The sequence below is a fragment of the Streptomyces sp. STAM6 genome, assembly GCF_054963715.1.
Map to the genome: position 1 here is coordinate 80,573 of NZ_JBUEFZ010000026.1, position 14,018 is coordinate 94,590.

The following is a 14,018-nucleotide window of genomic DNA, read 5'->3' on the forward strand; positions in this document are numbered from 1 at the left end:
AGGGCGTCGCGTCACCCCATGGGGAAGGGCAACGGGAAACACCCGGGAAACCCCTGCCGAGCAGGGCACTTCGGCGGTGCGTCGGTCATGGACGGGCACAAGCGGGTCCCCGCGGGACGGGGTGACCGGGCATGAGCGTCTGTCGCCGCTGGGGCCCGATGCCGTCCCGCAGCCGGCAGATCTGCGCCAGCCGTGCACGGACGTCCAGATTCCACAGCCGTACGGTGCCGTCGTTGCTGCTGCTCGCCACGGTCCGCCCGTCGGGCGAGAATGCGGTGCCCCACACCGCGTTCGTGTGGCCGGTCAGGGCGGCCGTCAGCCGGCGCCCGGCGACGTCCCACAGCCGGACGGTGCGGTCGTTGCCGCTGCTCGCCAGGGTGCGGCCGTCGGGCGAGAAGGCGATGCCCCGCGCGGAGCCGGTGTGGCCGGTGAGGGCGGCCTCGAAGCGGTGGTTCCGGGCGTCCCACAGGCGGACGGTCCCTTCGTTCCCGCTGCTGGCCAGGGTGCGGCCGTCCGGAGAGAAGGCCACGCCCCGCACCGCGCCCGTGTGCCCGCTGAGAGTGGCGAGCGGGCGGCGGGCGGGCACGTCCCACAGCCGGACGGTCAGATCGTCACCGGCGCTGGCCAGGGTGCGTCCGTCGGGGCTGAAGACGACGTCGTTGGCGAAGTCGGTGTGGCCGGGAAGCGCGGCCAGTTGACGGCGGGTGGCGACGTCCCACAGCCGGACCGCGTGGTCGGATCCGGCCGAGGCGAGGGTGGTGCCGTCGGGGGCGAACGCCACGGAGAAGACGTCCGCGCCGTCCGCGGTGAGGGTGGCGAGCGGGCGGCGGGCGGCGACGTCCCACAGGCGGATGGTGCCGTCGGAGCCCGCCGAGGCGAGCGTCTGCCCGTCGGGGGCGAACGCCACCGAGAACACGGTCTCGCGGTGGCCGGTGAGCGTCGCGAGGACGCGGCGCGCCGCCACGTCCCAGAGACGCACGGTGTGATCGGCGTCGGCGGTGGCCAGCAGCGTGCCGTCCGGGCTGTAGGCGGCCTGCCACACCTCGGTGAAGGGACGGGCCGTCAGCACCGAGCCGTGCAGGTCCCACAGGACGACGGACTGGTCGAAACCGGCGGTGGCGAGCACCGTTCCGGTGGAGTTCACGGCGACTCCGATCACATAGTCGGTGTGGCCGGCGAGGGTCGCGGTCGGCCGGCCGCTGCGCACGTCCCACAACCGGGTCGTGCCTTCGCCGCCCGCGCTGACGACCGTGGTCCCGTCGGGGGTGTAGGCGACCGCGTTGATGTCGTCGCTGTGTCCGGTCAGGGTGGCGGTCGTCCGGCGTCCGGCGACGTCCCAGAGCCGTACGGTCCGGTCCGTACCGCCGGTGGCGACCGTCCGCCCGTCCGGGGAGAACGCCGCGCCCAGCACCTCGCCGGTGTGTTCCCCGAGCACGGCGAGCGGGCGGGCGCCGGTGCTGTCCCACAGCCGTACGGTCCGGTCGGAACCGGCCGACACCAGCGTCCGGCCGTCCGGCGCGTACGCCAGGGCGTTGATCCTTCCGCTGTGGCCGGGCAGGGCCGCGCGGGCCCGCGGGACGGGGACGGAGGTGTCCCACAGGCGGATCGTGCCGTCACGGCCCGCGGTGGCGAGGGTGGGGCCGCGAGGGGCGAAGGCCACCGCCCGGGCGCCGGTGGTGCTCGCGGGAAGGGTGGCCGCCGGGCGGCGGTGGGTGACGTCCCAGAGGCGTACGGGCCCGTCCGTCGACGTGGCCGCGAGGGTGCGTCCGCCGGGGTCGAAGGCGATCGACCGGACGCGTCCGGGCACGGTGAACGTGGAGGCGGTGCGGTGGTCGGCGAGGCGGCGCAGTGTCACCGTTCCGTCGGAACTGGCCGTCGCGAGCGACTGGTCGCCAGGTGCGAAGGCCACGGCGTTGACCGGTCCGCGGTGCCCTCCGAGCCGGGCGGAGAAGGCCTGTGACTGGGTGCTCAGCAGGGCTCCGCGCGCCTCGGTCGTGGCTTTCGTGCGGTACGCCTCCTCGGCGAGGAGCATCGAGGCCTCCGGCTGTCCGGCGGCCAGGGAGGTGGAGCGCACGGCGAGGGCCTGCGAGCGGGCGACGCGCTCCTGGTCGAGGGCGCTCTCGCGCTGCTGGTAGGCCAGGGCTCCGGCGGTCACGGCGAGGACCAGCAGGACGACGAGCGTGGCCGTCATGCGCTGCCGCAGCCGCGCTTGGCGTCTGGCGTGTTTCGTCCGGCTGTCCTCCTCGGCCTGGCTGGCCCGCAGGAAGGCGGCTTCGTGGGCGCTGAGCCGGCTGCGGCCGTCGAGCTCGTCGGCCCAGGAGCGGGCGGTGTCCAGGCGGGTACCGCGGTAGAGGGCGGACGGGTCGCGGCCCTCCCGCTCCCATTCGTCGGCGGCGTGGGCCAGTTGCTGGTGGATCAGCAGGCCGGCCCGGTCGGCGTGGATCCAGCCGTGCAGCCGTGGCCAGGCGTGCAGCAGTGCCTCGTGGGTGATTTCGACGGTGTCGCTGTCCATGGTGATCAGCCGGGCCCGGACGAAGGCGTCGAGCGCGGCGGCGGCACCGTCCGCGCCGGCCAGTTGTTCCATGAGGGTGGCCCTGCTCATCCGGCGCCGGGTCGCGCCGGTGCCGTCGGCGACGTGGACGAGCCGTACCAGGATGCGGCGGATGGTCCGCTGCTCGGCGGGGTACAGGCGGGCGAACGCGTTCTCGGCGGTGCGGGCGATGGCTCCCTGGATGCCGCCGGTGCGTTCGTACCCGGCGACGGTGAGGGTGGCGCCCTCCCGCTGCTGCCAGGTGGCCATCAGCGCGTGGGACACCAGCGGCAGCACACCGGACGGCGCCGGATCACCGGCGGCCGCGGGGTCCGGACCGGCCGGCCGCGGGTCGTCGCGCAGTCCCGCGTCCCGCAGGACGAGGGGAACGAGACCGGGTTCGAGCGTGACGCCGGCGAGCTCCGCCGGGCGTGCGATCGCCTCCCGCAGCTCGGTCACGGACATCGGGGGGAGCACGAACAATCCACCGGTGAAGACGGGGGCCAGCTCGGGGAGGTCCAGGCAGTTGCCGGAGAAGTCGGCCCGCACGCCGAGGACGACGACGGCCGGGTCGTGCGCGCCCGCCGTCGGCCGGGCGGTGGCGAGGGCGCGGAGCACCCGTACGAAGGCGCGCCTCTCGTCCTCGTCGGTGCAGTGCGTGAACAGCTCCTCGAACTGGTCGACGAGCAACACGGGCCGCACGGGCGGCGGTTGCCTGTCGGCCGGGCCGGAACCGGGCGTGTCCCAGAGCCGGCGTACGGCGTCGAGCAGCGTCTCCGGCCGCTCCCGCAGCCGGCCGGCGGTGATGCCGGGGTCGCTGCCCAGGACTTTCGCGGTGCGGTCGAGCAATTCCTGGAGGGGGTGCGCGGTGGGTGTGAGCGTCACCACCGGCCATCCGTCGGCGCCCGGCATGGGGAAGCCACCGTCCCGGACGGCCGGCACGAGACCGGCGTTGAGGAGGGACGACTTGCCGGCGCCCGAGGGGGCGACGAGCATCAGCGGTCCGCTGCCGATCCGTTCGAAGACCCGCTCGACCAGTGCGGCCGTCGCCCGCTCCCGGCCGAAGAACCATCCCGCGTCCTGCGGGGTGAACGCCGGCAGACCGCGGTAGGGACAGGGGCTGTCCGGCTGCGGATCCGGCTCGGCGGGCCGGGGCCCGGTCGCCTGCTGGACGAGCAGCAGCAGCCGGCCTTCGGCCCGCAGCGCCTGGTCGCAGCGGCGGGCGACGTCCACGGTCACCCGTTTCGAGCCGGTCTCGATCTTGCTCAGATAGCCCTTGCTGTAGTGCGTCTGGCGCGCCAGATCGGCGAGCGACAGACCGCGTTGTACCCGCAGGCGCCGCAACTGCGCGGGAAAGGACGCCGCGGCGCCGTCGGACGGCTGGTGCTGATGGTCGTTGTGCGGTCCGCGGTCCGGATCCCCCAAAGCATCCCCCATGGCGAAGCGCGCCCAGGCTGTGAGATGACAGGCGCCCAGGCTACAGCGGGGGTTGGACGGCCGACCAAGCCTTTCGTCCGGTGTGACGAAAACACGAACTTCCGGAGCCGCGGTGCGGCGGCTCCGGAAGCGGTCCACGCGGGGAGTGTGGTTACGGCCGGTTGAGGCGGATCGAGTTGATCGGTGTGAGGTTGGCGTACACGCCGGTCTTGGCGGCGATCGCACCGCCGCAGCCCGCACCGTTGGACCCGGTGCAGAGGTTCGCGGTCGCACCGCTGTGCTGGTTGTTGAGGACCCAGTGGTTGCCGAACTGGTTGACGAGGTTGTGGGCCCCGTAGCTGTAGTACACGTGACTGGGCTTGACGGCCGGGTTCTGGTCCTGCGGGTAGATGCAGACCGCCCCGTCCGGACATCCGGCCCAGGCGTCCGCCGGCTTGGCCTCGGCCGTGCTCTGGAACACCATCACGGCGGCGGCCGCGGTGGCGAGCGCGGCGGCACTGCGGATGATCTTGTGCATGGTCTTTCCCCCTGTGGGTCTTGCTCCGTGCTGACGGCTCCAGCCTGTCGCCGGGTGCCCAGGGGGGTCGACGGGTTTCCTGTTGCCCGTCGGCCGGCTCACCGGGAAACGGTCGGCGAGCAGGGTGTTCACCGGACTGCGGGCAACCGGCGCGCGTATCGAGCGCGCACGCCCTTACGCGGAGCCTCGCGCCGTCAGGCGATCGACCCGCCGCGCCACACGAGCAGCGCCACATCGATCCCCGCGACGACGATCGAGGCCACGAAGGGCACGCGGGCGCGGCGGTGTCCGGCGGCCGCTCCCGTGAGGGCTGCCAGGGTCGCCGCGACGAGAGCGGCCGCACCGGCGGGTCCCACGGATCCCGGGGCACCGAGCGCGAGGACGGCGGAGGCCGCGAGGAGGGGGAAGGGCAGCAACTGCCGGGTGCGTGCCGGACCGAGCCGCTGGGGCCAGCCGTGCACTCCCGTCGACCGGTCGCAGGCGATGTCCGGCAGCACGTTGGCCAGATGGGCACCGACACCCAGGAGGACGCCGGCGGTGACGACCCACCAGGCCGGCCAAGGGCTGCCGGGGAGGCCCAGGGTGACGAAGGCGGGAAGGGCGGCGAACCCCACGGCATACGGGAGCCAGGACAGTGCCGTGGCCTTCAGCCGCAGGTTGTACGCCCACGCGGCGGCGACCCCGGCCAGGTGGACGGCGCCGGCGAGCGGACCGCAGAACAGCGAGAGCGGCACGCAGAGCCCCAGGGCCACGAGGGCAGCGGCCCGTACGGTGGTGACGGAGACCGCGCCGGAGACCGCCGGTTTCGCGTACCGGCCGGCGGCCCGGTCGCGGGCCGCGTCGATCGCGTCGTTGGACCAGCCTACCGACAGCTGTCCGGCCAGCACCGCCGCCGCGAGGAGCACACAGCCGCGCCCGTCCCGGCCCGCCGCCGCGGCCAGGGCCGTCACCAGGACCGTGACGGCGGCCGCCGGGCCCGGGTGACAGGCCATCAGCAGTCCGAAGAGAGCACGCCGGGGGCGTACGGCCGCGGGGGCGGGGTGCCGCGCGCCCGTCGGGGCGGCCCGGTCTGTGGCGTCCACGGGAGCGATGCTAGGCACTCAACGGGGGATCGAGCGGTACGGCACCACGGTGCGAGGGCACACATGGGTGATCGCCGTCCTCGACGTGGAGCCCTGATGACCTGGATCGCAGCCGTGCACGGAGTCCTGGCCCCGCACCGCCACGCCCAGCGCGACATCACCGACATGGTGGCGCGCCACTGCCTGCCCGCCGGCGCCGACCGGCGCGTACTGGACCGGCTGCACCGTGGCTCGCGGGTGCGCTCGCGCCACACGGCACTGCCACTGGACCGGTACGGCGAGGCGGCCGACTTCGGCGCGGTCAACGACGCCTTCGTCGCCGGCGCCGTGGAGCTCGGTGCCGATGCCGTGGCGGCGGCGCTCCGCGAGGCGGGACTGTCACCCCGTGACGTCGACCTGCTGATCTTCACCTCCGTGACCGGGATCGCGGCCCCGTCCGTGGATGCCCGGGTCGCCGGGCGGCTCGGGTTGCGGCCCGACGTCAAGCGGGTGCCCGTCTTCGGCCTGGGGTGTGTCGCCGGCGCGGCCGGGATCGCCAGACTGCACGACTATCTGGTGGGCCACCCGGACGACGTCGCCGTCCTGCTCTCCGTCGAACTGTGCTCGCTGACCTTCCAGCGGTCCGACGCGTCACTCGCCAACCTGACCGCGACGGCGCTGTTCGGCGACGGGGCCGCGGCTGTCGTCGCCTGCGGTTCCAGGCGGCACACGGCCGCGGCGGCGGGCCCCACCGTGGTGGCGAGCCGCAGCCGTCTCTACCCGGACACCGAGCGGTTGCTGGGCTGGGACATCACCGCCACGGGCTTCCGGGTGGTCCTGGACGCCGCCGTGCCCGACGTGGTGCGGAAGAACCTCGCGGACGAGGTCGACGGGTTCCTGACCGGCCACGGGCTTCGCCGGCGGGATGTGACGGCGTGGGTGAGCCATGCGGGCGGCCCGAAGGTCCTCGACGCGGTGGAGGAGGCCCTCGAGCTGTCGGACGGGGCCCTGGACCTCAGCCGGCGCTCCCTCGCGGAGGTCGGCAACCTGTCATCGGCGTCCGTGCTGCACATCCTGCGCGACACCCTGACGGCCGCGGCCGGGCCGCCGTCCGGCACACCGGGGGTGCTGCTGGCCATGGGCCCCGGCTTCTGCACGGAACTCGTGCTGCTGCGCTGGTAGGAACGGGAAGGAACGGGAGTCGAGGATGGTCTGGTACGTCGCTCTGGTGCTGGCCGTCGGTGTGGAGCGGATCGCCGAGCTCGTGGTCGCCCGCCGCAACGCGCGCTGGAGTCTGGCGCGCGGCGCCGTGGAGTACGGGAAGGGCCACTACCCGCCGATGGTGGTCCTGCACTCGGCCCTCCTGGCCGGCTGCGTGGTCGAGGTGTGGGCGCTGGGGCGGCCGTTCCCGCCCGTGCTCGGCGGGACCATGCTGACGGTGGCCCTGGCGGCGCAGGGGCTGCGCTGGTGGTGCGTGCGGACGCTCGGCCCGCGCTGGAACACCCGGGTCCTCGTGGTGCCCGGCCTGCCCCTGGTGACCGGCGGGCCGTACCGGTGGCTGCGGCACCCGAACTATGTGGCGGTGGTGGCCGAGGGCATCGCCCTTCCCCTGGTCCACGGCGCCTGGGTGACGGCCGTCGCGTTCACGGTTCTCAACGCCGCGCTGCTCACCGCACGCGTCCGCTGCGAGGACGCCGCACTCGCTTCGGCGCCGCCCGGCCCGCCGCGAGGCCCGGCACCGTCCGCCCCGGCGACGGCCCCCGAAGTGGGCGGCGTCCGCGCCCAGGGTGCGCCGAGGTGATCGACCTCCTCGTGGCGGGCGGTGGGCCGGCCGGACTCGCCACGGCGATCCAGGCGGCGCTGAGCGGGATGGAGGCCGTGGTCGTCGAGCCGCGCACCGGGCCGGTGGACAAGGCGTGCGGCGAGGGCGTCATGCCGGGCGCGGTTCGCGCCCTGCGGGATCTGGGCGTCGGCGTGACCGGCCACGAGCTGCGCGGCATCCGCTACCTGGACGGCCACCACCGTGCGCAGGCCGACTTCCGGGGCGGCCGCGGGGTGGGGGTGCGCCGGACCGTGCTGAGCACCGCGCTCGCCCGGCGGGCCACCGAGCTCGGGGTCCGGATCCTGCCCGGAAAGGTCGGCACGGCGTGCCAGAGCGCGGACGGGGTGACGGCCGCCGGGCTGCGCGCCCGCTGGCTCGTCGCCGCCGACGGCCTGCACTCCCCCCTCCGGCGTGACCTCGGCCTCGAACTGCCGGACCGCCGGCCCCGGCGCTACGGCCTGCGGCGGCACTACCGCGTGCCGCCGTGGTCGGCCTTCGTCGAAGTGCACTGGTCGGCGGGCGGCGAGGCGTATGTGACGCCGGTCGCCGACGATCTGGTGGGGGTCGCCGTGCTGAGCACGGCCAGGAGTCCTTTCGACGCGCATCTGGAGCACTTCCCCGAGCTGGCGGACCGGCTGCGCGGCGCGACGGCCGCGAACGTCGTACGGGGCGCGGGACCGCTGCGCCAGCGCGTGCGGGGCCGGGTCGCCGGACGGGTCCTGCTGGTCGGGGACGCGGCCGGCTATGTCGACGCGCTCACGGGTGAGGGCGTCGCCCTGGCCCTGGCGTCGGCGGAGGCGGCGGTGCGGTGTCTGAGGGCAGGACGCCCGGACGCGTACGAGAGGGACTGGCGCCGGCTGTCCCGCCGTCGCCGGCTGCTGACCGAGGCGCTGGTCCGGGTCAGCGGCCGCCGGGACACCGCCCGGCTCGTCGTGCCCGCGGCCTCCCGGATGCCCCGGGTCTTCGCCGCGGCGGTGCACGCGCTGCAGTGATCCGGCGCCTTTCGCCGGGGCGGATACTTGACGCATGAACGTGTCCGCGCCCGCGCTCACGGAGCTGCGGGAACGACTGGGCAGAAGCCTGTTCACCCGCGTCGCCGGGCCCGAGGGGCCGGTCAACCGCGCCCGTATCCACGGCGCACCGGGCCCCCGCTGGTTCGGTCCCGACCGTCCCATCCGCACCGTGCACGGCGACGCCTCGATGTTCATCGGCGGGCTGAGCGCCCTGCTGCTCCAGTCGCTGCACCCGCTGGCGATGGCGGCCGTGGCGGGCCATTCGGGCTATCGCGGCGACCCGTGGGGGCGTCTCCAGCGCACCAGCACGTTCCTCGCGTTCACCACCTACGGCACGGCGGCCGACGCACAGCGGGCGGTCGACCGGGTGCGAGCCGTTCACGACAGTGTGCGCGGGACCACCCCCGAGGGCGAGGCCTATCACGCGGCCGACCCGCATCTGCTCGGCTGGGTGCACGTCGCCGAGGTCGACAGTTTCCTGCGCGCCCACCAGCTCTACGGTGCGCGGCCGCTGGATGCCGCCGCCTGCGACGCCTACGTCGCGGACACCGCGCGGGTGGCGGCCGCGCTCGGGGTGATCGACCCTCCGCGCGACCGGGCCGGGCTGGCCGGCCGGCTGGCCGCGTACCGGCCGGAGCTGCGCGCCACCCGTGAGGCCCGGGAGGCCGCACGTTTCCTCCTCTTCCACCCGCCCCTGCCGTGGGTCGCCCGCGGCCCGTACGCCGTCCTCGCCGCGAACGCGGTGTCCACGCTCCCGCCGTGGGCACGGGGGCCACTCGGGCTGCACTACCGCCCGGGCGTCGAGGAGAGCTGCGTGCGGCCCGCCGGGCTCGCGCTGACCAGGACGATCCGATGGGCGCTGAGCCCTCCGCCGGCCACGGGGGACGCCCGGACCTGAGGGCCGTGCGGGTGAATATCGGCGGGCCCGCACCGCATACCCGGGCTCGCACGGAATCAGTCACGGGTGAACGTTCCCAGGTTCGCTGCCCGCCGGCGGACGCAGCAGGGGTATGACCGGGCACGGAAGTGGCGGGGCCGCAAGAGCCGGTCGTACTACCCGTGGCTCGTGCTGACCGTCCTGGGGGCGCTGCTCCTGCTGTTCCTGACGGTCACCGCGGTGGTCACCCTGGTGCGGAACAGGGACAGTGCGTCCTGGTCCCCCCTGGCGTGGGCCGACGCGCACTGCGAGACGAAGAGCGAACTCGCCTGCGGCGTCCTCCAGTCCGTCTTCATGCCGGTCCTCACCCTGGCCCTGGTGACGTTCGCGTATCTCTCCTTCCGGTTCACCCATGTGTGCCGTAGGTATGTCAGGAAGGCCCGAGAGGCTCCGGAAGAGCTCGTGGAGACCGCGGGCGGCATCTTCGGGAAGGTCGTGGGCCGCGACCAGCTCTGCGAGGTCCTGATGGAGGACCTCCGGGACACCCGGTTCCGCCGTACGCGCCTCGTCGTGGGGGGTGTCGGGGCCGGCAAGACGGCGCTGATGGTGCTGCTCACGGAGCAGCTGGCCCGGCGGAACGCCGTCCCCGTGCCGCTGCGGCTGCGCTCCGCGGAGGGGGGCCTGGACTTCAGGAAACTGGCGCAGGACCGGTTCTCGCGCGAGGTCCAGGACGAGATCCGCTCGGAGGCGGAGAGCGAGAAGGTGTGGCGGCGGCTGTGCCAGCAGGGACGGATCGTCGTCCTGGCGGACGGGCTGGAGGAGGCGCTGACCGGAGAGGAGCTGGCGGAGGAGCGTGACACGATCATCCGGCTGGCGATCCGCCGGGCCAACGAGGAACGGCTGCCGCTCGTCATCACCTCGCGGCCGCACAATTCGCTGCGGGGGATGGACGCCTCCGTCACCGAGCTCGAGCCGCTGAGCGAGGAGGCCGCCCTCAAGTACATCTCCCGCGGAGGCGCCTGGGAGGACCGGCAGCGGCTGGACTGGATCGTTCAGAAGGCCGGGATCACCGAGGCGCCCACCTATCTGCAGATCGCCGGAGAGCTCCACGAGGAGGGGCTGCTGGAGCGTGCCGTCACCGGCCGGTCCGGCGACGACGCCCTGGAGACGCGGGACGGCGACCGGGCCGCGCTCCGGCTGCATCTGCTGGACACCTGGATCAACGCCCTCATCAGCGGCCGGATCAGCCCCGACCTCCCGCTCGACCAGGAGGAACGGCGGATCACGATCCACTGCCTGTCCGCGCTGGCGTGTGCCGGGCTGGCCACCGACACCTCGGAGGTGCCGTTCACCGACCTGGTCGACGAGCAGGACCCTTCGGGGCCCCGCTACCCCGAGATCGTCGACGAGCTGGTGAGGAGGGTGGAGACGAACCAGCTGGACCTCCGTCTCGCGGCGGACTGGGGCAGCCAGATGGGGCTGGTCGAGGTACGCGGGGACCGGGTGCGCTTCCAGCACAGCGTGATCCAGGCCCATCTGGGCGCCCGGTTCATGAACGCGGTGATCCGGCAGGACACCCGCGGGGCGCCCGGGAACAGTGCCTACTTCCCGGCGGCGCTGGTGAAGCCGGGCCGGGAGCTGCTGATCGCGATGGTCCTCCACTCCCGTACGGCCGCCGGTTCGTGCGTCCACGACGAGGCCCACGGGGACGGGGAGACCTGGTGCCCGGTGTCCGCCGCACGCGATCTGCTGATGGAGGCGGCGGGGCGGGCGCAGGTGGTGGAGGAGCCCGCCGCCGGCGGCGAGGAGTCCGCGGGGCGGGTCCGGGATGCGCGCCGTGTGCTGGGCCCCACCCTGCACACCAAGGCGCTCGAACTGTACGCGGCGGCCCTGGAGATCGACAGCGTCGACGCCGAACCGCGGCAGCGTCTCATCGCCATGCGGCTGGCCGCGTCCTGGCCGGACCTGCGGGCACGTGATCCCCACACGCTGCGGGTGGCCAAGACGCTGCTGGTGTCCCGGTTCGGGGAGGCGATGCGGCAGGTGGCCCACCGGCACACCCTGCGCCCCGCCTATCTGGAACTGTTCCTGATCGCCCGGCTGGAGCCCTCCTATCCGGTCCGTGTGGCGATCGCCCAGGAGATCGGGGCGGGCGGCGACGGTGCCTTCGACGCGCTCCTGCCCCGGCTGCGCGGCCCCCGGACCGCGGGGGGCCGGGGGGTGGAGTGCGCCCCGGACTGGGAGGAGGAGGTGTACGGCGCTCAGGATCCGGAGGCCGTGGCGGAGGCGAAGAGCAGGGAACACCGCCGGTCGGAGGGTGACATCGCCCGTGTGCAGCGCGAACTGCGGGAGCGGGAGGAGCGGCGGCGCGAGGAGCGCGGGCGGGAGAGGGAGGAACGGGAGGCCGCGGAGCAGGAGTGGCGGGAGAACACCATGTGCGCGTGGCTGGTGCCCCTGCTCGTGGGCTCGGTCACCACCCATCGCCACCACGACACGCCCTACGAGTTCCTGGAGAGCTGGGTGCGGCGGGTGGGAGCGCCGCGGGAGGGCGAGGCCCCGGCGCTCGAACTGACCCTGGAAGTGGCCCTCGCCCAGGGTTTCAAGTACGCGGCCAACCGCCGTCACCGCCATCCGCACGCCCGGGCGGAAGCCCGGGAGTATCTGTACGAGCAGGCCTGGGACATGCTGAGGCGCACCCGGTTCTGGTTCACCCGTCTGACGCTCCTGCACGCGCTGACGCTCTGGGACCTGCCCGACGCGGGCGCGGCGACGGGCGCGGGGCGCTCGGGCGGCTCCGATCCCGCCGAACGGGTCCGCCAGTGGCTGGCCCTTCCCGACGGCGAGGCGCAGCACCCGTTCGTCGACGCCGCCGCCGGGCTGTGTGTCCGGGCGCTGGAGACGGGGCGGCCCGAGCGGTTCCTGTGGATCGACGAGTCCGGCGTCGCCGGTCGTGTGGGCTCGCAGACCGGCGCACAGGGCGAGATGCGCAAGCACCATCTGTGGATCCCGCCGTCCACGGGCTGGAGCGCTCTGCACCCGCGGGCCCAGCAGCTCCTCGCCGATGTGCTCCTGCTGCTCAATCTCGCGGAGCGGGGCGACTGGCCCGAGGACCGGCTCAGGCGGCTGCTGCGCACCGCCCGTCCTGATCTGCCGCCGTGCCTGACGCTCGACCGCGACCCCCTCGACCCCGGTCGTACCGTCGTGCGGGCGGCGGCCTCGCAGGCGGGCTCCAACTGCCGCGACGACTGCGCCTTCGAGCTGTGCCCTTATCCGCCGAAGGGGCTCGACAGCCAGCGGGTCGAGCTGAACGGCGCGTTCTGCCGGAACCAGTCCACCCTGCTGTCCCGGTCGTGGTCCTTCCGGCCGCAGGCCGAGTGGCAGCGGCGGACGGACCGGGCACGCCTCAGGGAGTTCTGGGAACGGATGGGACAGCGGTCGCAGAACGGCGCCCGGCCCCGGTGAGCAACCGCCTTGACAGCCGGGTTCGAGCGATTTATCCAGATTGTGCAGGACCTGTCGGGGCGAGAACCGCAGGCTGAGGAGACCACCATGGCACGCGCAGTCGGTATCGACCTCGGGACGACGAACTCCGTCGTCTGCGTTCTGGAGGGCGGCGAGCCCACCGTCATCACGAACACCGAGGGTGCCCGGACCACGCCGTCCGTCGTCGCCTTCGCCAAGAGCGGCGAGGTACTGGTCGGGGAGGTCGCCAAGCGGCAGGCCGTGACCAACGTCGAGCGGACCGCCAGGTCCGTGAAACGCCACGTGGGCGAGGCGTCGTGGCGCTTCCCGGAGAGCGGGGACATCGACGGCAAGCGGTACACCGCGCAGGAGATCTCGTCGAGGGTGCTGCAGAAGCTCAAGCGTGACGCCGAGACCTACCTGGGCGAGGACGTCACGGACGCCGTGATCACCGTCCCGGCGTACTTCAACGACAGCCAGCGCACCGCCACCAAGGAGGCCGGCGAGATCGCGGGCCTGAACGTCCTGCGGATCATCAACGAGCCGACGTCCGCGGCACTCGCCTACGGGCTCGACAAGGAGAACGACCAGACGATCCTCGTCTTCGACCTCGGTGGCGGCACCTTCGACGTCTCGCTGCTGGAGATCGGTGAGGGCCTGGTCGAGGTGAAGTCCACCAATGGGGACACGCACCTCGGCGGCGACGACTGGGACCAGCGGATCGTCGACCACCTGGTGAAGCAGTTCAAGAACGCCTACGGCGTGGACCTGTCCAGCGACAAGATGGCCGTGCAGCGTCTGCGCGAGGCCGCGGAGAAGGCGAAGATCGAGCTGTCGGCCACGACCGAGACGACGATCAACCTGCCCTACATCACCGCCTCCGCCGAGGGCCCGCTGCACCTGGACGAGAAGCTCACCCGGGCCCAGTTCCAGGAACTCACCGCCGACCTGCTGGAGCGCTGCAAGTCCCCGTTCCACAACGCGGTCAAGGACGCCAGGATCAAGGTGTCCGACATCGACCATGTGATCCTGGTCGGCGGTTCGACCCGGATGCCGGCGGTGACGGCCCTGGTGAAGGAGCTGACCGGGAAGGACCCGCACAAGGGTGTGAACCCGGACGAGGTCGTCGCCATCGGCGCCGCCCTGCAGGCCGGTGTCCTCAAGGGTGAGGTCAAGGACGTCCTGCTCCTCGACGTGACCCCGCTGTCCCTCGGCATCGAGACCAAGGGCGGCATCATGACCAGGCTGATCGAGCGCAACACCACGATCCCGACCAAGCGGTCCGAGACCTTCACGACC

General features: G+C 73.5%; 9 protein-coding genes. 6 read left to right on the forward strand and 3 right to left on the reverse strand.

The window, feature by feature from the left end:
• Positions 1-85: 85 nt before the first annotated feature.
• From ACY34K_RS25535 to ACY34K_RS25545, 3 genes are all read right to left on the reverse strand, one after another.
• Positions 86-3,955, reverse strand: a complete 3,870-nt coding sequence (locus tag ACY34K_RS25535; RefSeq protein WP_462751077.1) for an nSTAND1 domain-containing NTPase — start codon at positions 3,953-3,955, stop codon at positions 86-88.
• A 163-nt stretch (positions 3,956-4,118) separates the two neighbouring features.
• Positions 4,119-4,484 carry a hypothetical protein gene (locus tag ACY34K_RS25540; RefSeq protein WP_462751078.1) on the reverse strand — a complete coding sequence of 122 codons (366 nt, stop codon included), beginning with the start codon at positions 4,482-4,484 and terminating at the stop codon, positions 4,119-4,121.
• Positions 4,485-4,678: 194 nt separating this feature from the next.
• Positions 4,679-5,566, reverse strand: coding sequence for a UbiA family prenyltransferase (locus ACY34K_RS25545; protein ID WP_462751079.1), 888 nt, complete (start codon positions 5,564-5,566; stop codon positions 4,679-4,681).
• 96 nt (positions 5,567-5,662) lie between these two features.
• Between ACY34K_RS25545 and ACY34K_RS25550 the strand changes: the two genes are divergently transcribed.
• The 6 genes from ACY34K_RS25550 to dnaK all read left to right on the forward strand — a co-directional run.
• Positions 5,663-6,727, forward strand: coding sequence for a type III polyketide synthase (locus tag ACY34K_RS25550; protein WP_462751080.1), 1,065 nt, complete (start codon positions 5,663-5,665; stop codon positions 6,725-6,727).
• A gap of 25 nt (positions 6,728-6,752) precedes the next feature.
• Positions 6,753-7,346: an isoprenylcysteine carboxyl methyltransferase family protein gene (locus ACY34K_RS25555; RefSeq protein ID WP_462751081.1), complete on the forward strand. Its 594-nt coding sequence runs from the start codon at positions 6,753-6,755 to the stop codon at positions 7,344-7,346.
• A complete protein-coding gene (locus tag ACY34K_RS25560; protein WP_462751082.1) occupies positions 7,343-8,359 on the forward strand; it encodes an NAD(P)/FAD-dependent oxidoreductase in 1,017 nt (338 codons plus the stop codon). Before ACY34K_RS25555 ends, ACY34K_RS25560 begins: the two co-directional genes overlap by 4 nt.
• Before the next feature lie 34 nt (positions 8,360-8,393).
• On the forward strand, positions 8,394-9,278 hold the full coding sequence (locus tag ACY34K_RS25565; protein ID WP_462751083.1) for an oxygenase MpaB family protein: 885 nt from the start codon (positions 8,394-8,396) through the stop codon (positions 9,276-9,278).
• A gap of 66 nt (positions 9,279-9,344) precedes the next feature.
• Positions 9,345-12,719, forward strand: a complete 3,375-nt coding sequence (locus tag ACY34K_RS25570; protein WP_462751084.1) for an NACHT domain-containing protein — start codon at positions 9,345-9,347, stop codon at positions 12,717-12,719.
• Between the two features lie 87 nt (positions 12,720-12,806).
• On the forward strand, positions 12,807-14,018 hold a 1,212-nt coding region (gene dnaK, locus ACY34K_RS25575; RefSeq protein ID WP_462751085.1), incomplete at its 3' end, for a molecular chaperone DnaK.